General features: G+C 61.2%; 19 protein-coding genes. 10 read left to right on the top strand and 9 right to left on the bottom strand.

The window, feature by feature from the left end:
- Positions 1-124 precede the first annotated feature (124 nt).
- On the top strand, positions 125-2,314 hold the full coding sequence (locus VXL81_RS13565) for an esterase-like activity of phytase family protein (protein ID WP_416554705.1): 2,190 nt from the start codon (positions 125-127) through the stop codon (positions 2,312-2,314).
- Between the two features lie 91 nt (positions 2,315-2,405).
- Here the strand turns inward: VXL81_RS13565 and VXL81_RS13560 are convergent, their stop codons facing one another.
- The 5 genes from VXL81_RS13560 to VXL81_RS13540 form a co-directional block, all read right to left on the bottom strand.
- Positions 2,406-2,864 carry an Hsp20 family protein gene (locus VXL81_RS13560; RefSeq protein WP_340546757.1) on the bottom strand — a complete coding sequence of 153 codons (459 nt, stop codon included), beginning with the start codon at positions 2,862-2,864 and terminating at the stop codon, positions 2,406-2,408.
- Positions 2,865-3,107: 243 nt separating this feature from the next.
- Entirely contained in the window at positions 3,108-3,947 is an 840-nt protein-coding gene (locus VXL81_RS13555) for a trypsin-like serine peptidase (RefSeq protein ID WP_416541178.1), read from the bottom strand.
- Between the two features lie 128 nt (positions 3,948-4,075).
- Positions 4,076-5,410 carry a glycolate oxidase subunit GlcF gene (gene glcF, locus VXL81_RS13550; RefSeq protein ID WP_340546756.1) on the bottom strand — a complete coding sequence of 445 codons (1,335 nt, stop codon included), beginning with the start codon at positions 5,408-5,410 and terminating at the stop codon, positions 4,076-4,078.
- Between the two features lie 3 nt (positions 5,411-5,413).
- Complete coding sequence (locus tag VXL81_RS13545) at positions 5,414-6,514, bottom strand: FAD-binding protein (protein WP_416554703.1); 1,101 nt, start codon at positions 6,512-6,514, stop codon at positions 5,414-5,416.
- Between the two features lie 86 nt (positions 6,515-6,600).
- Complete coding sequence (locus VXL81_RS13540; RefSeq protein ID WP_416554701.1) at positions 6,601-8,049, bottom strand: FAD-linked oxidase C-terminal domain-containing protein; 1,449 nt, start codon at positions 8,047-8,049, stop codon at positions 6,601-6,603.
- Positions 8,050-8,140: 91 nt separating this feature from the next.
- Here VXL81_RS13540 and VXL81_RS13535 point away from each other — a divergent pair, with 91 nt between their 5' ends.
- Both VXL81_RS13535 and VXL81_RS13530 read left to right on the top strand, forming a co-directional pair.
- Positions 8,141-8,893 carry a DUF599 domain-containing protein gene (locus VXL81_RS13535; protein WP_416554699.1) on the top strand — a complete coding sequence of 251 codons (753 nt, stop codon included), beginning with the start codon at positions 8,141-8,143 and terminating at the stop codon, positions 8,891-8,893.
- Positions 8,894-8,929: 36 nt separating this feature from the next.
- Positions 8,930-9,142 (top strand): hypothetical protein, encoded by a 213-nt coding sequence (locus tag VXL81_RS13530; protein ID WP_416554697.1) that lies wholly within the window; start codon positions 8,930-8,932, stop codon positions 9,140-9,142.
- Positions 9,143-9,188: 46 nt separating this feature from the next.
- Here the strand turns inward: VXL81_RS13530 and rlmH are convergent, their stop codons facing one another.
- The 3 genes from rlmH to VXL81_RS13515 form a co-directional block, all read right to left on the bottom strand.
- Positions 9,189-9,659 (bottom strand): 23S rRNA (pseudouridine(1915)-N(3))-methyltransferase RlmH, encoded by a 471-nt coding sequence (rlmH, locus tag VXL81_RS13525; RefSeq protein ID WP_416554695.1) that lies wholly within the window; start codon positions 9,657-9,659, stop codon positions 9,189-9,191.
- Positions 9,660-9,743: 84 nt separating this feature from the next.
- Positions 9,744-10,112, bottom strand: a complete 369-nt coding sequence (gene rsfS, locus VXL81_RS13520; protein ID WP_340546750.1) for a ribosome silencing factor — start codon at positions 10,110-10,112, stop codon at positions 9,744-9,746.
- Between the two features lie 214 nt (positions 10,113-10,326).
- Positions 10,327-11,727 (bottom strand): mechanosensitive ion channel family protein, encoded by a 1,401-nt coding sequence (locus VXL81_RS13515; RefSeq protein ID WP_340546749.1) that lies wholly within the window; start codon positions 11,725-11,727, stop codon positions 10,327-10,329.
- Positions 11,728-11,963: 236 nt separating this feature from the next.
- Between VXL81_RS13515 and VXL81_RS13510 the strand changes: the two genes are divergently transcribed.
- Genes VXL81_RS13510 through leuD form a run of 3 tightly spaced genes read left to right on the top strand, consistent with a single transcriptional unit; the run spans position 11,964 to position 14,139 of the window.
- On the top strand, positions 11,964-12,062 hold the full coding sequence (locus VXL81_RS13510) for an isopropylmalate isomerase (RefSeq protein WP_241770621.1): 99 nt from the start codon (positions 11,964-11,966) through the stop codon (positions 12,060-12,062).
- Between the two features lie 55 nt (positions 12,063-12,117).
- Positions 12,118-13,521, top strand: coding sequence for a 3-isopropylmalate dehydratase large subunit (leuC, locus tag VXL81_RS13505; RefSeq protein ID WP_416554693.1), 1,404 nt, complete (start codon positions 12,118-12,120; stop codon positions 13,519-13,521).
- Between the two features lie 12 nt (positions 13,522-13,533).
- Positions 13,534-14,139 carry a 3-isopropylmalate dehydratase small subunit gene (leuD, locus tag VXL81_RS13500; protein ID WP_416554691.1) on the top strand — a complete coding sequence of 202 codons (606 nt, stop codon included), beginning with the start codon at positions 13,534-13,536 and terminating at the stop codon, positions 14,137-14,139.
- A gap of 98 nt (positions 14,140-14,237) precedes the next feature.
- Here the strand turns inward: leuD and VXL81_RS13495 are convergent, their stop codons facing one another.
- Positions 14,238-15,212: a DUF2332 domain-containing protein gene (locus VXL81_RS13495; RefSeq protein ID WP_416554689.1), complete on the bottom strand. Its 975-nt coding sequence runs from the start codon at positions 15,210-15,212 to the stop codon at positions 14,238-14,240.
- Positions 15,213-15,592: 380 nt separating this feature from the next.
- On the opposite strand from VXL81_RS13495, the gene VXL81_RS13490 reads away from it, so the two are divergent.
- From VXL81_RS13490 to VXL81_RS13475, 4 genes are all read left to right on the top strand, one after another.
- On the top strand, positions 15,593-16,426 hold the full coding sequence (locus VXL81_RS13490) for a hypothetical protein (protein WP_416538232.1): 834 nt from the start codon (positions 15,593-15,595) through the stop codon (positions 16,424-16,426).
- Complete coding sequence (locus VXL81_RS13485) at positions 16,423-17,490, top strand: endonuclease/exonuclease/phosphatase family protein (RefSeq protein ID WP_416554687.1); 1,068 nt, start codon at positions 16,423-16,425, stop codon at positions 17,488-17,490. Before VXL81_RS13490 ends, VXL81_RS13485 begins: the two co-directional genes overlap by 4 nt.
- Before the next feature lie 138 nt (positions 17,491-17,628).
- Positions 17,629-18,732 carry a 3-isopropylmalate dehydrogenase gene (leuB, locus tag VXL81_RS13480; RefSeq protein WP_340546743.1) on the top strand — a complete coding sequence of 368 codons (1,104 nt, stop codon included), beginning with the start codon at positions 17,629-17,631 and terminating at the stop codon, positions 18,730-18,732.
- A 212-nt stretch (positions 18,733-18,944) separates the two neighbouring features.
- Positions 18,945-19,901: a DMT family transporter gene (locus VXL81_RS13475; protein WP_340546742.1), complete on the top strand. Its 957-nt coding sequence runs from the start codon at positions 18,945-18,947 to the stop codon at positions 19,899-19,901.
- Positions 19,902-19,909 lie beyond the last annotated feature (8 nt).

The following is a 19,909-nucleotide window of genomic DNA, read 5'->3' as shown; positions in this document are numbered from 1 at the left end:
GGGCCCCGGCAGATCGCTGTCGGGGCCTTCTTGCATCATCAAAACTACATCGAACCGTCACATTCCCGTTAGGCAGAACGGGCAGGAGCATGGGCAGTCAATTGTCCAATTTTCGGAGTAGCCGATGTTTCCGCGCCTCATGTGCCTGACTTCTGTGCTGGCCCTCACCGCTGGTGTCGCCCAGGCAGAGAAATCCTTTAACCGCGTCGCCGCCTTTCCCGTCGTCCAGAATATGGCCGCCGGTGAGGATCAGACGCGCGAGACCTCGCCCGAGATCATCGACGCTACAGCCGATGGCATGACGCTGGTCTATACCGACAGCCCGCTGGGCGCGCTGGGGCTGATTGATATCACCGACCCGGCCAATCCGTCCCCCAAGGGCAATATCGCCCTGCCGGGTGAGCCGACATCGGTCGCGGTTGTTGGCAGCACGGCCTATGTGGGCGTGAACACCTCTGAGAGCTACACGCAGCCCTCGGGTCTGCTGACATCCTTTGACACGGAAACAGGCGCTGAAACCGGATCCTGCGACCTGGGTGGTCAGCCGGATTCACTCGCCAAGTCCAAGGATGGCGCCTTCCTCGCCGTGGCGATCGAAAACGAGCGGGACGAGGATCTGAATGATGGCATGCTGCCGCAGATGCCTGCGGGCAATCTGGTGCTGGTGAATACCACCGAGGGAGGCCTTGATTGCGCGTCGATGAAGATGGTGAACCTGACAGGCCTTGCTGACATCGCAGGCGAGGACCCGGAACCAGAGTATGTCTCTGTGAATGGGCTGGGGGAAAGCGTCGTCACCCTTCAGGAGAACAATCATCTGGTGATCGTCTCCAGGGACGGCGAGATCGTGAACCATTTCTCGGCAGGGGCTGTCGATCTGGAGGGTATCGACGCCACGGACGAACGCGGTGCACTGATCTTTGAAGAGAACCAGAAGGGTCGCCTGCGCGAACCGGATGCGGTGACCTGGATTGATGACGCCCATTTCGCCACCGCAAACGAAGGCGACTATCAGGGCGGATCGCGCGGCTGGACGATCTTTAACAAGGACGGCACCGTCGTCTATGACAGTGGCACTTCCTTCGAACATGCAATCGTGCAGATCGGCCACTACCCTGACAAACGCTCTGACGCCAAAGGAGTGGAACCCGAAAGCGTGATCTTCGCGGAGTTCGACGGCACACCCTATGTATTTGTCGGGGCTGAGCGGGCGTCTGTTGTCGGCGTCTACGATGTCAGCGATCTGGCCAACCCGGTGCTGACACAGCTTTTGCCCTCGGGCGTCGGCCCGGAAGGCTACGCTGTACTGCCTGAGCGCAATCTGCTGGTCTCCGCCAATGAAAAGGACCTGATCGACGACAAGGGCCCCCGCGCCCACGTGATGATGTACGCGCTACAGGATGGCGCGCCGGTCTATCCGCATCTGACCTCTGCCGGGGCGGATGAACTGATCGGCTGGGGCGCGCTATCGGGCATGGTCGCGGATGCCGATGGCATGATCTACGCGGTCAACGACAGTTTCTATGGCTTCCAGCCCTCGATCTTCAAGATTGACCCCAGCCAGACACCGGCCCGCATCGTCGATGTGATCCGCATCCATCGGCAGGACGGCAACCCCGCCCAGAAACTGGATCTGGAAGGCATTACGCTTGACGGCGCAGGCGGCTTTTACGTGGCCTCCGAAGGCCGCAGTGATCGCGTCATCCCGCACGCGATCTATCACGTTTCCAAGGATGGTCTGATAAAGGCAAAGACGGGTGAAATCGGTTTGCCCGCCGAACTGATGGCGGTTGAAAAACGCTTTGGCTTTGAAGGCATCACCAGGATCGGCGAGACGCTCTGGATGGCGGTTCAGCGCGAGTGGAAAGACGATCCCAAGAACCACGTCAAACTTGTGGCCTACAATCTGGAAACCAAGGAATGGGGGGCGGTCCATTATCCCAAGGCTGAGCCGCAGACCGGCTGGACCGGCCTGTCGGAGATCGTGGCGCATGGCGATTATGTCTATGTGATCGAACGCGACAACCAGCATGATTTCCGCGCCATCACCAAGAAGATCTACCGCGTTCCGCTGGCTGAGATGCAGCCTGCACCGCTGGGCGGCGATCTGCCGGTTGTCAGCAAGGAGCTGGTCCGCGATCTGCTGCCCGATCTGACCGCAACCGGTGGCTACGTGCTGGACAAGGTCGAAGGCCTCGCGATCACTGCCGAGGGAGAAGGCTTTGTCGTGACGGACAACGACGGCGTCGATGATGCCTCCGGCGAGACGATGTTCTTCTCTATCGGGATGGTCAGCCAGCTCAAGGTGAACTGAGCCGCCTCCCGACACAAAATCAAACAGCCCCCCGGCGGATCCGGGGGGCTGTTGTGTTTCTGGATTGACCGAACTCAGCGATCAGCGCGGATCAGTTGACCGGTTTGGCGTCCAATTCGCGGGTCTTGTTTGAGGTGATCTCGATCCGGCGCGGTTTCAGCGCCTCGGGCACCTCGCGCTGCAGGTCGATATGCAGCATCCCGTCGGAGTGGCTGGCGCCGGTGACGCGCACGTGGTCGGCCAAGGTGAACCGGCGCTCAAACGCGCGGGTCGCGATACCGCGATGCAGGTAGGTGCGGTCGCTGTCATCCTCGGATTTCTTGGCCGAAACGACGAGCGCGTTTTCCTTCACCTCGACACCCAGATCGGCTTCGGAGAAGCCCGCAACGGCAATCGAGATCCGATAGGCATCAGCGGCGGTTTTTTCGATATTGTAAGGGGGATAGCTCGGCTGCGCGACATCAGAGCTGAGTGCACGATCCATCAGGTCGGCGATCTGGTCAAAGCCAATGGTGGCCCGGTGCAGCGGTGCAAAATCAAAACTACGCATGTGTCATCCTCATCAGTGAGCGATTTCAACCTGCCCTCCCAATCGGGACGGGCGTCTGAAGCGTCGGACCCCGTTCATCGGCGATCCGAACAGCACTGAGATAAGGACTGGAATTGCCGGTTCAAGAGGGCTTCCAGCCTCTGGGGCGCACAAATTTCTCAGCTTTCATCCGGTTGCCGACAGCCGCCGAAATGCGCCTGAACCGCCGATCTGCCGACCGGCTGCGGCCAGCGGCGCGAAATCTCATTGCTTGATGAACTTGGCCCCTGAGGTCGTACCCCGTTCGCCCACAGTTACACGCCCGACACCGGGCGGCATCTGGCCACCGATCCGGCTTCCGGCCAGCTGCGCGCGCAACAGCGCCAGCTCCTCAGCCAGGGCGGCCCCGAGCGCAACCTGCTGGCCTGAGACCTCGGCCTTGGCAGAGACGACCGACACGATCTTGGGCCGACCGGCATCAAAGGAAAACACCGGCGCACCGGAGGAGCCGTAGTCCACATCGCAGGACATCACCAGCACCCCCTCCTGCCGGGCCATGACGGCACAGACATCCTGAAGCGACGGCGCCTCCGATCGGTCATGCGCATAAGAGACAACGCCAATCCGGGCGCCTTTCTCCGGGCGCTGATCGGTTTCAAACGGGGTCACAGTGGTGTTGCGGATCGGTCTCTGCAGCTGCAGGAGTGCGATATCGTTGCGCACCCTGTCGGTCGACACCTTACCATCGTAGATGTAGCTGGGATGGATTACCGCCTGACGCACGCTGCGGTAGGCCGAGGCCCGACCATTGCGCCACCCGGCTAGAAATTCGATGGTCTGCGGCTCGATCCGGGTGCGGCTGTCGCGATCATAGAGGCAATGCGCTGCCGTCAGCACCAGATCCGGCGCGATCAGCGCACCGGTACAGAACCCTTCGCCATTGACGTCCAGCCGACCAACCGCCTGCCAGTCACGGCCCGCCTCTGTGGTTTCGAGGCGCTGGAGACGGCTGTCATCGGCAAGCGTTGCCGAGGGCACAGCAACGCCCGACAGCGCAGCTGCCAGCGACAGCACCAGCTGCCTGATCCGTATTCCCGCGCTCATCATTTCGCCGCCCCATGTCCCAATCGCTCGCCTCCGAGGGTAAGCACTGCTTGGGGCAAAATTACGGCAAGCGGACGTGGAATGCACCCGGGCAGTTTAGCGCCTGCGGCGGCTTCTTGCCGACCGCGTCAGCGCAAGATCGGGATCTCACCGGCCCGTGTGTCAGTGACGCTACCGCCCAGCTGGAGCGCGCGCGGCTTGGGCCCGCCTGTCGCCCAGTCCAACAGCTCAACAGTGTGCACGATAGGCAGCTCAGTACCCGATCCGATCTGCATCATGCAGCCAATATTCCCGGCCGCGATGAGATCCGGTTTCTTCGCCTCAAGCGTCTTGACCTTGCGCGCCTTCAGCTCTGCCGAAATTTCCGGCTGCATCAGATTGTAGGTTCCGGCCGACCCGCAGCACAGATGTGGATCCGCCGGTTCAACAATAGAGAAACCTGCCCGTTTCAGAAGGGTCTTGGGGTGGGTTTTGATCTGCTGGCCATGTTGAAGTGAACAGGCCGCGTGATAGGCCACGGTCAGCTGCTTGTCCTCACCTTCTGGCAGTTCCAGCTGCATCAGCAGTTCCGATATGTCCATGGCAATGGCCGACACCCGCGCCGCATCTGCCGCCAGAGGATCATTTCGGAACATATGCCCGTAGTCTTTCACCGTCGTGCCGCAACCGGAGGTGTTGATCACAATCGCATCGAGGCCCTTCCAGTCCATCTCTGTGCACCAGGCGCGGATGTTCTTGGCAGCGGTGGCATGGCTTTCGTCTTCGCGACCCATGTGATGTGTCAGCGCCCCGCAGCACCCCGCCCCTTCGGCGACGACAACCTCGCAGCCGAGACGGCGTAACAGGCGGATCGTGGCATCATTGATATCGGTGTTGAGCGCCTTCTGCGCGCACCCGGTCATCAGGGCCACGCGTTTCTTGCGCGGTCCAATTGGTGCAAATCGCTGCGGATCATCGTTGCGGCTCACCGGCGGAATGCGCTTCGGCGCCATGTCCAGCATCGCCCGCAATCGCGCGTCGGGCACAAATGCACGAAACGGCCGTGCCAGCTTCGCCCCGACGAGCGCCAGCCGGAAGCGGCCGGGATAGGGCAGAATCCGCGCCAGCAGCCAGCGCAGGGCACGATCGCTCCAGGGCCGGTCATAGTGTTTTTCGATATAGGCACGGGCGTGATCGACGAGATGCATGTAATGCACACCCGACGGGCAGGTCGACATGCAGGCGAGGCAGGACAGGCAGCGGTCGATGTGCTTCACCGTCTTGGCGTCGGGCTTGCGCTCGTTCTCCAGCATGTCCTTGATCAGATAGATCCGTCCGCGCGGGCTGTCCAACTCATCGCCGAGAACCTGATAGGTCGGGCAGGTCGCCGTGCAAAAGCCGCAGTGCACACAGGTCCGCAGAATCTCATTGGCCCGCTGGGTGCCGGGATCGCGCAGTTGCTCTTCGGTAAACGTGGTTTGCATGATCTACCCCATCAGTCCCGGATTAAGAATGCCGCGCGGATCGAACTGCTGGCGCAGCCCCGCAGATATCGCGCCAAGCGTGGCAGGTTGCGAATGAAATTGTCCCAGCTGCTGCCGGGTTTGAGCAGACGCCCGCACCAGCGTTGCATGGCCCGGCACGCCGATCCGCGCCCGCAGGTCGGTACCCTCGGGCACCAGCGCCCAGATCAGCCCGCCGCCCCAGTCAAACTGCAAAGCCTCCGCCCGCAGCGCGGGCGCCAGCGCCACCGCGTCGGAGGGTTTCACCGAAATACGCCAGACATCGCCCGGTTTGTCGTGGAAAGCTGCCACATCGCGAACCCCCTCCCACAATGCGGTGCTCTCACCAAGAGAGATCTCCGGGGCGCCAAATCCAGCCAACTCCTTCGCCAGGGCTTCGGCACGGTAGGCAACGGAGGCCTCAAACCCCTCAAGCCGGATATAGGCCCTTCGCGCATCCGGATCATAGGCGGCCCCGGTCACATCATAAGGAGAGCCCAGCGCAACCGACATGGCCGCCACTGCTGTTGCCAGATCGGCGACGTCAACCGCCACGGTTCCGCAGGCTTCAGCCTTGGGCAAGACTTTCAACGACAGCTCACTCAACACACCCAGGGTGCCATGGGCACCGGCCATCAGCTTGACCAGATCATAGCCGGTGACATTCTTCATGACCCGGCCACCGTTGCTCAGCACGTCACCGCGGCCGTCCACAAACCGGACCCCCAACAGGAAATCGCGCGCCGCACCACATTGGATGCGGCGGGGACCGGAGATATTGGCGGCAAACACACCGCCCATAGTGGGCGCACCGTCAGTTCCAAGCAGTCCGCGATGGTCCATCGGCTCAAAGGCGAGGCGCTGGTTTTCACCTGCCAGGATCTGCTTCACCTCCTCAACCGGTGTGCCCGCCTGCACAACAAGCGTCAACGCTCCCGGCTCGTAAAGGGTGACACCGCTCAACCCCGCGACCGACAGCGGCAAGCCGTTGTCGGCGATACCGCGGGTGCCGCCGCCTCGGATACTCAAAGGCCCCTTGGCCCCCGCAATAATCTCGGCCAGTTCGGCCTCACTCTGAGGTGTCATGATTTCACCTTTTCAAAAATACTCTGGGGGTGTGGGGGCAAGGCCCCCGCAACATGCCCGCATCGGGGCCTGTCGACTACCATCTGTTACTGAGCCGCGATTGCGGGCGCGCGTCTGCTTTGCGTTGTGGACAGCGGGAACACTTTCGCCGGGTTGAGCAGCCATTTCGGATCGAACACATCTTTCACCCGCAGCTGCGCCTCGATATCGGCGGGCCGGTATTGATGCAGCATCAGATCGCGCTTTTCGATCCCCACGCCATGCTCTCCGGTGAGGCATCCGCCCACCTCCACACAGAACTTCAGGATTTCGGCGCCAAAGGCTTCGCAGGTCTCCAAATCGCCGGGCTTGTTGGCATCGAACAGGATCAGCGGGTGCATATTGCCATCGCCCGCATGGAACACATTGGCGACGTCCAGTCCGAACTCCCGGCTCATTTCCCCAATGCGGCGCAGGACAAGCGGCAGCGCGGTGACAGGGATCGTGCCATCCAGACACATATAGTCGTTGATCTGCCCCATCGCCCCGAAGGCCGATTTTCGGCCCAGCCAGATCCGCGCGGCCTCGTCGCTGTCACGCGCCTCGCGCAGCTCCACCGGATTGTGCGAACGGGCTATCTCGGTGATCAGGCTCAGCTGGAGGTCAATTTCCGCGTCGCTACCTTCGACCTCGATGATCAACAGCGCCTCGCACATCGGGTAACCCGCCTTGGCAAAGGCCTCGCAGGCCTCGATGCAGGGCCGGTCCATGAATTCGATCGCAACCGGCAGAACCCCTGCCCTGATGATATCGCTGACGCAGGCCCCCGCCACCTCGTTGCTGTCATAACCGATCAGCACCGGGCGCGCGCCTTCGGGTTTGCGCAGGATCCGCAGGGTCGCCTCGGTCACCACGCCCAGCTGCCCTTCACTGCCGCAGATCACCCCCAGCAGATCCAGCCCGCCCGCATCCAGATGGGCGCCGCCGATCTCGACCACCGTGCCATCCATCATCACCATGGTGACACCCATGAGGTTATTGGTGGTCACACCGTATTTGAGACAATGCGCGCCACCGGAGTTCATCGCGATATTGCCGGCAATGGCGCAGGCCAGCTGCGAGGACGGATCAGGAGCATAAAAGAAATCCTGTTCCTCCACCGCGCCCGAAACACTCAGGTTGGTGCGGCCGGTTTGCACCCGGATAATGCGGTTGTCGTAATCCGTTTCCAGCACCGCGTTCATCCGCGCGACGCCCAGAAGGACACAATCGGCCGTTGGCAGCGCCCCGCCGGCCAGCGACGTCCCGGCCCCGCGCGGGACCACCGGCACGCCTGCCTCGTGGCAGATCCGCAGCACATCCGAGACCTCCTGCGTGCTGCGCGGCAGCACCACCAGCATCGGCGGGCATTTGTAGGCGGTCAGCGCATCACATTCGTAGGCCCGCGTCTCTGCGGGATCTTCGACCAGCGCATCCGCAGGCAGCACGGCAGAAAGACGCGAAACAAGTTCAGCCTTGCGCGACAGGACGGTCTGATCCGGGGCTGGCATCTCCATGGGGCTCTCCTGTGGATTGCTAAATTTGGTAAACTAATATTACCAATTATCCGATCTGGCAAGCCCCGAGTTCCGGAGGTAGGGTCGAGCCATGACACTGCTTGACCGTATCGCCCTGTTTTCGCCCCTAGATCTGGCGGCCTGCCTGTTGTTGATGCTCTGCTGGATCGGCATCGGCTGGCGCATTGAACACGCCACTTCGGAGCATCCCTCGGTCTCTGGCCTGATGGCCGAGTTCCGCCATGCCTGGATGATTCAGATGGTGCAGCGTGATCCCCGCATCTTTGACGCCCAGCTGATCGCAAATCTGCGACAAGGCAGCGCGTTCTTTGCCTCTGCCTCGATGATCGCCATCGGCGGAGGGCTGGCACTGATCGGCAATACCGATCAACTGGCCGGTGTGGCGCAGGATCTCAGTCTGGAGAGCGCGCCTGCCTTTGTCTGGGATGTCAAAATCCTTTTGGTGCTGTTGCTGTTGTCCAATGCGTTCCTGAAATATGTCTGGGCGCATCGGCTGTTCGGCTATTGTTTTGTGCTGATGGCCGCTGTGCCCAATACCGACGCCGACCCCCGTGCCTATCCCCGCGCGCGACAGGCAGCAGACCTGAGCATCACGGCCGCGCGCAGTTTCAACCGCGCCATGCGGTCCACCTATTTCGCGCTCGCCGCCGTCGCATGGCTGATCGGACCATGGGCGCTGGTTGCGGCGACAATCGTGACCTTTGCGGTGCTTTATCGGCGGGAGTTTGCCTCGCAGTCCCGCCAGATTCTGCAGCGGGTCCCGGCAAACTCGACCCCACCCTTAAACGAACCCTCAGGATCCGCTGCCAACACAGAGTTGTGACATTACCGCGGCAGGCTTCGGACCTATACTCGCGCCATGACAAAACTCTTCGCCTTGCTCGTGGCGGTAAGCCTGCCTGCGTCGGCGCTGGCCGATGATCCGCAAATAACTGATGCTGTCGCGCAGCAGACAGCTGACAGCTGGCGCATCAGCGTCACCCTGCGCCATCCCGATACCGGCTGGGGTCACTATGCCGACGGCTGGGCTGAGACAACATATACGCTCCGCCTGACCTGCACCTCATGCTGAACACCGCGCGGTGGCCGGTGCCTGCGCACCAGACGGGATGCGCCTGCTAAACCCGGTGATAGGGGCTGCCCGCCAGTATGGTTGCGGCACGATAGACCTGTTCTGCCAGCAGCACCCGCACCAGCATATGCGGCCAGACCATCTTGCCCAATGAAATTGAAAAATCGGCTTCGGCGCGCAGGCTCGGATCAATGCCGTCCGCCCCGCCGATCACAAAGGCAACATCCTGACGGCCGGTATCGCGCCAGTCAGACAGACGTTTGGAGAAATCCGGCGAGCTGAGCAGCTTGCCACGCTCGTCCAACACGCAGATGACAGCCCCCTTGGGGATTGCCTTGCGCAGCAGTTCCGCCTCAGCGGCCATGCCTGCGTTTTTCTTGTCCTCAACTTCAACAATCCGGCAGGGACCCAGACCCAGCACACGACCGGTACGGTCAAAACGCTCGATATAATCGTCGATCAGCTGCTTTTCCGGGCTGGCCCTGAGGCGCCCGACCACACAGAAATGGAGTCGCATGAGGAACTTTCGATACGGGTCCGCGCCAGACGCAAAGGGCAAGCTGCGCGGACCGATCTCTTGGAACCGGATCCCGTCGCTGGATCAGTTCTCGCTCTGGGCTGGTGACGTGCCTGCGGGCAACCACATTTTTTCGAGCTGATAGAATTCGCGCACTTCCGGGCGGAACAGATGGACGATGATATCGCCGGTATCGATCAGCACCCAGTCGCCGGTGTCCTTGCCTTCGACCTTGCAGACCATGCCATAGTCTTGCTTCAGGCGGTCGGCCAGCTTTTCAGCCATCGACGCCACCTGACGGGTCGAGCGACCCGAGGCGATGACCATATGGTCGCCAATAGCCGTTTTGCCGCGCAGGTCGATCTGCACAACATCTTCGGCCTTGTCGTCATTCAGCGAGGAAAGAACACGCGCCAGCAGCTCGTCGCTGGTTGGCTGTGATGTGGTAGCCATTACGGCCACTCCGCGACCAGCATCTGGGGCCGCCTGAGGTTCGGGTGACAGGACATTGTCCTCCTTGTAGCGCGCCGCCGGTCCCCCGGCGCTGGGGTTGAGTTAATGTAGCAAGCTACAAGCGGTTTTTCAATGAAGCTTGATGGTCGGCGGCTATGCGTCTTGTGCAGGCGTGAAAGCAGCGCGAAACGCATAGTCGGGCGGCCGGGTGATGTCAGTCCTGAATTGGCCGCGCGGCGGCTTCTGGGCCTGCCCCCGAACCATCCACTGTGCCGCCGCCCCGCCGTGCCTCCGTATCCTGCATTGCGACCGGCAGTGCGTCGTTCAGGACGCGCACTTCCCGTTGTGGGAAAGGTATGGAGATTCCGGCGCCTTTAAAGGCGTCCCAGAGCGCCAGATAGACATTGCCGCGAATATTCGTCAGACCGCCGGTCGGATCGCTGATCCAGAAACGCAGGACGTAATCCACGCTGCTGTCGCCAAAGCCGACGATGTGGCAGACGGGGGCACGCTTGCCACCGCTGAGCACCCGACCCACCGTTTTTGTGGCCTCGATGGCGACGCGGCGCACCTCATGCGGGTCATCATTGTAACCGGTGCCAAAATTCAGATCGAGCCGTACGAATCGGTCCGAATGGGACCAGTTGACCACCTGGCTGGTGATAAAATCCTCGTTCGGGATCAGATATTCACGCCCGTCGCGGGTCACCACGGATACGTAACGGGCGCCAAGCGCATTGATCCAGCCAAAGGTCTCGCCCAGCGAAATCACATCACCCGGTTTGATCGACCGGTCCATCAGGATGATGATTCCCGAGACCAGGTTCGACACCACTTTTTGCAGGCCGAAACCGATACCGACACCGATCGCGCCGGACAGGACTGCAAGCCCGGTAAGATCGAATCCGATGGCGCGAATGCTGAACAGCAAAGCCAAACCATAGAGCACAACCTGCACAGCCTTGCCCATCAGGACCTGCATCGACGGCGAGATATCCTCGTTCCGGCGCAAGCCACCGGCTGCGGCCTGCGTGCCGAGCCGCGCCATCGTCAGCAGCACCGCCCCCAGAACACAGGCTTTCAGGACCGCAAGCAACGACAGGTGCATGGACCCGATATCCAGCGCGACCCCATCGAGGAACTGCGCCACGTCATCGACAAGGTTGAGCGCGACCAGCGTGGCGTAGATCCACAGCGACCATGTCACCAGGCGGCGCAATGTCCGGTTATGCACGAATCGGGCCAGAAACCCGATCATCAGCCAGGCCACCCCCAGCGTTGCCGCAACACCGATCAGGTAACTTCGCGAGGGCCAGGTCATCTGCTGCATGACGACATAGGTGCCCCAGCAAAGAATAACGAAGTAAATCAGGGTGATGCGCCGCAGTACCTGCACCAGAACCCGCAAGCGCCACTTGGGCCAGCCGCTTCTGGATCTGGCCCAGCGGTCCCAGCCCGGCTGCGTCACGAGCCTCAGAACATAGGCGACGATGAAGAGACATATGATGATGGCGATCTGATACTGCCGCCAGCCGGGCGTCAGCCCCAACTCCACGACATGCAGGATCTGATCCCAAAGCGTGACCACCGTTGCTGGCAGTTCCAGTTCTTCCATGACGCGCCTCCTGCTTTTCAGGATGCCGATAGAGACCTGCCAAAAGCAAGGGGTCGCGGCCAGGCCTGTCAAAGATTTGGTTGTTTTTGCAACGCGGTAGGTCCGCCCACCCGGCGACAGGAGCTTCATTGACCGCCATTGGCACGACGCGCGCCGGGCGAATGGCGCGGTCATGACGGGCTGGCAGCTCAGAACGAATCTTGATTGCCGTGGCGTAGCGCGGTATCCCAGCGCTCATGACGCTCGTTTTGGCCCATCATATCGAACTGCAAGACCGCGCGCGCCTGCGCGAACGGTTCTTTGGCGCCGCCCGCACGGTTCTGGCGCGGCTATAAGGCTGCCGCCAAGCCCTTTTGCCAGCTACATTCCAAAAACTACGGGAGAGGACTCATGTCCCCCAAGACGCTCTACGATAAAATCTGGGATGCGCATGTCGCGCATGAAGCAGAGGATGGCACCTGCCTGCTCTATATCGACCGCCACCTGGTTCACGAAGTGACCAGCCCGCAGGCGTTCGAAGGCCTGCGCATGGCGGGCCGCAAAGTGCACGCGCCCGAGAAGACCATCGCGGTGCCGGACCATAACGTGCCGACCACGCTCGACCGCGCCAAAGGCATCGAGAACGAGGAAAGCCGTATTCAGGTCGAGGCGCTCGACAAGAACGCCCGCGAATTCGGCGTGCATTACTACCCGGTGGATGACGTCCGCCAGGGCATCGTGCACATTGTCGGCCCGGAACAGGGTTGGACCCTGCCCGGCATGACCGTGGTCTGCGGCGACAGCCACACCGCCACCCACGGTGCCTTCGGCGCGCTGGCACATGGCATCGGCACCTCAGAGGTGGAGCATGTGCTGGCCACCCAGACGCTGATCCAGAAAAAGTCCAAGAACATGAAGGTGGAGATCACCGGCAAGCTGAAGCCGGGTGTGACTGCCAAGGACATCACCCTGGCGGTGATCGGCGAGACCGGCACCGCCGGCGGCACCGGCTATGTCATCGAATACTGCGGTGAAGCGATCCGCGACCTGTCGATGGAAGGCCGCATGACCGTCTGCAACATGGCAATCGAAGGCGGCGCTCGCGCGGGCCTGATCGCACCGGACGAGACCACCTTTGACTATGTCAAAGGTCGCCCGCACGCCCCGAAGGGCGCCCAGTGGGAAGCGGCGCTGAACTGGTGGAAGACGCTTTACACCGACGAGGGCGCTCATTTCGACAAGGTCGTCACCCTGAAGGGCGAAGATATCGAGCCGGTTGTGACCTGGGGCACCAGCCCTGAGGACGTGCTGCCGATCACCGGCGTGGTGCCGAACCCCAAGGATTTCGAGGGCGGCAAGGTTGAAGCCGCGCGCCGCTCGATCGAATACATGGGGCTGACCCCCGGCCAGAAGCTCACTGACATCGAAATCGACACCGTGTTCATCGGCTCCTGCACCAATGGCCGCATCGAAGATCTGCGCGCTGTTGCCGAGGTGGTGAAGGGCAAGAAGATCAAGGAAGGCATGCGGGCGATGATCGTACCGGGTTCCGGTCTGGTGCGCGCTCAGGCCGAGGAGGAAGGCCTGGCCGAGATCTTTGCCGAGGCCGGGTTTGAATGGCGCCTTGCGGGGTGTTCCATGTGTCTGGCTATGAACCCCGATCAGCTGTCCGAGGGCGAGCGTTGCGCCGCCACTTCGAACCGCAACTTCGAGGGGCGTCAGGGCTACAAGGGCCGCACACATCTGGTGTCGCCTGCCATGGCTGCCGCTGCCGCGCTGACCGGCAAGCTGACCGATATTCGCGAGCTGATGTAAGGAATACGCCCAATGGATAAGTTTCAAAAACTCACCGGCGTCGCCGCACCGACGCCGCTCGTCAATATCGATACCGACATGATCATCCCGAAGGTGTTTCTGAAGTCCATTCAGCGCACCGGGTTTGGCAAGAATCTTTTCGATGAGATGCGCTACAACCGCGATGGGTCTGAGATTGCGGATTTCGTGCTGAACAAGCCGCAGTATCGCAACGCCGAGATTCTGGTTGCAGGCGACAACTTTGGATGTGGCTCCTCGCGCGAACATGCGCCGTGGGCGATCAAGGATTTCGGTATCAAATGCGTGATCTCGACCTCCTTTGCGGACATCTTCTACAACAACTGCTTCAAAAACGGGATCCTGCCCATCGTATTGCCGCAGGAGCAGGTTGATCTGCTGATGAAGGACGCGGAGAAGGGTGAGAATGCCCGTATGACCGTGGATCTGGAAGCACAGGAAATCACCACCTCCGACGGCGAAGTCGTCGCATTTGAAGTCGACGGTCACCGCAAGCACTGTCTGCTGAACGGGCTGGATGATATCGGCCTGACCTTGGAAAAATCCGCGTCCATCGCCAGCTTTGAAGACAAGGCCGCGCAGGAGCGCCCCTGGGTCTGACCCGACGGTTCAAACCGACTATGCACAGAAAAGCCGCCCCGCATGGGCGGCTTTTTCCATGAGGCGGGTCGCGGGCGAAAATCGGCAAACTCGAGGTTTCAACGATTTTCTGGCAGCCACTCGATCACCTGGCCATGCGGGCCGGTCCAGGCCAGCGGATGGCCATTCTGCGTCAGCAGAAACATATTGTCCCGCACCGGTCCCGCCCGGTCCGCAAACTGCGGGAAGACGCGCGTACCCTCGTTGCTGATCCAGATCGCCCCGCTGTTCAACATCATTTCCGCGAAGGCGTCGCGCTGGCCCTGATCGGCAACATAAGTCACCACCGCTGTATGAAAGACGACAACCGTCGCCTCGGAAGGTGCCTTGGCAATTAGAGCAGGCAGATCCTGGGTCAGATCCCCGGCGACAATCGACGGAGGAGCCTTCCTGGCAACGGCGATAGCGGCGCGCAGCCTGTCGAGGCGCGACTGATGTTCGGGCCATATCAGGTGTTCGAGCCAGCGGACATCCGCCTCGCAATTGACATCAAGCGGGTTCAGATCCAGCCCCGCGCGCCAGATGATTTCGGGATGCGCCCGCGGCAAAGTTGTACCGGGTGACGCATTGCAGATCATCACAGGGGCACGGACCCCGATTTGCTGCGACGGCGGCAGCTGATAACGTTCCCAATCATAGCCATAGTAGTCCGGCAACAGACAAAGCCCTGCGGATGCTCCGACCTCAATCAGGGCAATCGGTCCCGTGATCTGGGCCAATACGGGCAACAGGACCGCACAGCGTCCCGGCTCGTTCGTCTGGGTTGTCCGGCACAGCATCACGGCTGCGATATCATCCCCCTGCTCGTGGATTGCCCTATCCAGCCGGTCATCGCATGGGATATCGCCTGTAACCGAACGCAGTGCCGCGAACAGCAGATTCGGTTGCTGGCGATCCGCAGGGAGCGCTGACAGGAACGCCAGACAGCGCGGCGAGCGGGCTACCTGCAATGCAAGCCGTTCGTAAATCAGCGACCGGCCTGCCGCCTCCACCTGCGCGAATCTGGTGTAACGTGCGGCAATCTCGCTGGTCATGGCTCCCCCGGTCAGATGGTGCGGCGGTTGTCAGTGCGCTGACTGGACTGAGCTGCGCCCCCTCGTCCCGTGAAACGATTCTACTAGCCCTTTACGGCTGACATTCCACAATATCTTTTGAAGAAGTCGATAAGCCATTGTTTTCATTGCAACTCAAGATATGCAACTGATGCAAACCGGCACCAGTCTGCAACCCAAAGTACACGGAAGGATCCCAAATCACGTCATCAAACTTGAGCAAATTCCCGCTGACAGGCAGAAATAAGGCAGAAATGAGGCAGCGCTCGGCAACAACGTTTCACCAAGAAACGACTCCGAGCATCAAGTTGGAACAACGGCACGGCAATGCACCGGCCAGTCCAGTTTGAAGGGATCGAAGCGTGATTGCACGGATTACAGGCGCGGCCATCCGCGGCATCTTTGTTGCATTGTTGATCGCAATGCCATCGCTGTTGTTGCCGGATACGGCAACCAGATCACCGGAGGTGATTGCCCTTCTTGCGATCCTCGCAGCGGCGCTGACTTTTGCCGAATATTTCTCAAGCTACCCCAGTTTCGTCGAGTTTCGCGAAGCCCCGCCGCTGAACCGAATGCGGTTTATCGCCTTGGCGCTGATTGTCATTCTGGTCAGTCTGCTGGCGCGCCACCCGATCGAGGCAACAGCCCTGACGTCGCTGGTGCATGGGCTGGCCTCCTGGTTAGGAACTACGCTGGATTTTGCCTTTTCCCCCGTCCAGCTTATCGGGTTGATGATGCCAGCGCATGTGGAGCCTGAACTGGTGACCCGGGTGATGGCAGCGGCAGCGCTGACCTATATCGTTGCACTGCTTGCGATCACTGGTTTTGCTTTGGCGATCCGGCTTTATGACTGGCCGCTCGGCAATGGGCCATTCAACGTCTGGACAAATCTGCCGCTCTTCGACCCGACAACCGGCGGCGATGTGGTCGAACGACTGCAACGGGATGCGCGCATCAATATTGTTGGCGGGGTGCTTTTTCCCTTTGCGCTCCCGGCCGTTGTGAAACTGGCCTCGGGCCTGGTCGATCCCGGTCTTTTGTCCGCCCCGCAGACGCTGGTCTGGGTCGTCGCCGCCTGGGCGTTTGTGCCTACCTCCATGGTGATGCGCGGTCTTGCCATGCTGCGCGTCTCCGACCTGATCGCACAGAAGCGCCGCGCTGCTTACGCCAGTTCCGAGGCGTTGCAGACCGCATGAGAGCGCTGGCCACCCTGCTGTTGGCCGCCCTCTTTCCGCTGATTTGTCATGCCCAGCCCCAGGTCAAGCCACTGATCCGTATCGCCAGTTTCAACACCGAGCTGTCGCGCAAAGGGCCGGGTTTATTGCTGCGCGATCTGCGCCGCGGCGAAGATCCACAAATCACCGCCATTCTGGACAGCCTAAGTGCGGCAGAGGCTGATATCCTGCTGTTGCAGGGCATTGATTGGGATCACGATGGTCACGCCATCGCCGAGTTGCGCGATCAGCTGGACAAACGCCTGCCCCGCTATGATCACATCTATGCCCCACGTCCCAATAGCGGGTTGCACACCGGGCTGGACATGGACGGAGACGGGGAGCCTTCGACCGCCCGGGATGCGCAGGGCTATGGCCGGTTCACCGGACAGGGCGGGCTTGCGTTGCTGTCGCGGTTTCCGATCCTGCATGCCAAGGCGCGCGATCTCTCCGATCTGCTGTGGCGGGATCTTCCCGGAGCCATCCTTCCTGCCCACCCCGATGGTCGTCCGTTTCCCAGCCCACAGGCGCTAGCGATCCAGCGCCTGCCAAGCACCGGCCATTGGATCGTCCCGATCCTGTTGCCCGATGGTTCTGAACTGTCTGTCCTGACCTTTCAGGCGACGCCGCCGCTGTTTGACGGCCCTGAGGGTCGTAACGCGTTGCGCAACCGGGATGAGATCCGGCTCTGGCAGGTGTTGCTGGATGGCCGGCTTGGCCCCGTTCCCGCCGAACCCTGGGTTATCGCGGGCGGTGCGAACCTTGATCCCGACCGGGGGGCTGGCTATCGGCAGGCCATTGCAGATCTGCTCCGCGACCCAAGACTACAGGACCCGCGCCCGGTGGATCAGACCGGAGGCGCGGAAACCGTAAACTGGGGCAGATCCGGCCGTATGCGCGTAGACTACATCCTCCCGTCACAGTCTGCGCAGGTCGTCGCCTCGGGACTGATATGGGCCGAAGACATCGCGGATCGCTATAGCGGTTCTGAGCGCCCTGCCAGCCGTCACGCTCTGGTCTGGACAGATTTGCAAATCCAGAACTAAGGTCACGGCAACAAGATGGCGCAGGAACCGCCCTCTCAGCCATAAAAACAAAGCGATGGCGCGCTATATGCGCCCGGAACATTGACCCACGGGCGATGTGCCGTTACCCCCGGCTGCAAGCTTTCAAGGAGTATCCCTATGTCCAACCCATCGATTCTGATTCTGCCCGGCGACGGGATCGGCCCCGAAGTCATGGCCGAGGTCCGCAAGGTCATTACCTGGTATGGCGAAAAGCGCGATCTACAGTTCGATGTGAGCGAGGATCTGGTCGGTGGTGCCGCCTATGACGTGCACGGCAAACCGCTGGCGGATGAGACCATGGCAAAGGCGCAAGAGGTCGACGCTGTCCTGCTGGGCGCCGTGGGTGGCCCGAAATACGACGATCTCGACTTCTCTGTGAAGCCGGAGCGTGGGCTGCTGCGCCTGCGCAAGGAGATGGATCTCTACTCCAACCTGCGCCCGGCGCAGTGCTTTGACGCGCTGGCGGATTTCTCCTCGCTGAAGAAGGATATCGTCGCGGGTCTCGATATCATGATCGTGCGCGAACTGACCTCCGGCGTCTATTTCGGCGAGCCGCGCGGCATCTTCGAAGAGGGCAATGAGCGCGTCGGCATCAATACCCAGCGCTATACGGAGTCGGAGATCGAGCGCGCCGCCCGCTCTGCGTTCGAACTGGCGATGCGCCGGAACAAGAAACTCTGCTCGATGGAAAAAGCCAACGTGATGGAATCCGGCATCCTGTGGCGCGAGGTGGTGACCCGCGTTGCTGCGGACTATCCCGAGGTCGAGCTGTCCCACATGTATGCCGATAATGGCGCCATGCAGCTGGTGCGCGCACCCAAGCAGTTTGACGTGATCCTGACCGATAACCTGTTCGGTGACATCCTGTCCGACTGTGCTGCTATGCTGACCGGCAGCCTGGGCATGTTGCCCTCTGCGTCCCTTGGCGCACCGATGGCCAATGGCCGTCCAAAAGCGCTTTATGAGCCGGTTCATGGCTCCGCCCCGGATATCGCGGGCCAGGGCAAGGCCAACCCGATCGCCTGTATCCTCAGCTTTGCCATGGCGCTGCGCTACAGCTTTGATCAGGGCGCCGAGGCTGATCGTCTTGAAGCGGCGGTCGAAAAAGTTCTCGCTGATGGCCACCGCACCGCCGACCTGCTGGGCGAAGAAGGCGTATCGCCGATCAGCACCTCGGACATGGGCGATGCGATCATCGGCGCGCTCGACGCGAGCCTGTAAGGTTTCGGTCCATTGATCAGCGCGAGGGCCATATCGGGCCCTCGCAGCACCGTAGCCAGCCCTCGCCGGACCTTCATATCCGCGGTGCAGGAGGCCGGCGAACCTAGGGCGTGCGGTTCCATGCACGCGAACGGGTTTTAGTATTTTCCTGATAATGTTAGCGCTATAGTGCAAAAGCTCCCCCGCCCTGTTGCGCTTAGTCGGATTGTCCCATGAACATAAAAGCCGCCCTGCTTGCTCTTTTGGCCTATGCGATATTTTCAACCCACGACGTGGTGGTAAAGGTGCTTGGCGCAGATGTGTCGCCGATTCAGCTGGTGTTCTTCAGCAGTCTTCTGTCATTTCCGCTGCTGGTACTGATGCTGGTCAAGGATGCAACCCAAGGCCACCTGCGACCGGTCCACCCCTGGTGGATGACGGCACGGTCGGCGACGATGGCGGTGATTCCGGCCAGCGCCTTTTATGCGTTTTCAGAGCTGCCGCTCGCCGAGACCTATGCCCTGCTATTTGCCACGCCGCTTCTGATTACACTGCTGTCGATCCCGATTCTGGGCGAACGTGTCGGCTTGCCACGGCTGGCGGCCGTTGTGGTCGGGTTCATCGGCGTAATGGTGGTTTTGCGCCCCGGTGCGACCAGCTTTGGCCTCGGTCATGCGGCGGCGCTCTTCGCCGCACTCTGTGCGGCCTTCCAATCGGTTGTACTGCGTAAAATCAGCGCCGACGAACGCCGGGTGGTATTGATGATCTACCCGATGCTGATGACCTTTGCGGTTATGGGCCTGGCTCTGCCGCTGGTCTACGTCCCCATGGATGGCGTGACCTTCAGCGGGATCGCGGTCGTCGCTCTGTTCGGGTTTTGCGCGACCCTGCTGACGGTCAGCGCCTATACCATTGGCGAGGCGGCGATTGTCGCCCCCATGCAATATTCACAGATCATCTGGGCAACGATATTCAGCGTGGTTCTGTTCAATGAAAAGGTCGACTTGATGACACTGGTCGGTGCCGCGATCATTATTGCCAGCGGTATTTTCATCGTGTTGCGCGAAGCGTTTGGCGGGCGTTCGGACAACACCCCGGTTCTGCGCACCCGGACCCGTGGGTACACGGCTGGCGGCACCAATGTGTCGCTCATGCTGAAACGGCAAAGCCCGGAGAAACCGGCGGAATAGGGCTTGCA

The organism is Phaeobacter sp. JH204B (assembly GCF_048055755.1).
GTDB lineage: Bacteria > Pseudomonadota > Alphaproteobacteria > Rhodobacterales > Rhodobacteraceae > Phaeobacter > Phaeobacter bryozoorum.
The sequence above is the reverse complement of the archived record's forward strand: the minus strand, read 5'-3'. Positions and strand labels throughout refer to the sequence as shown.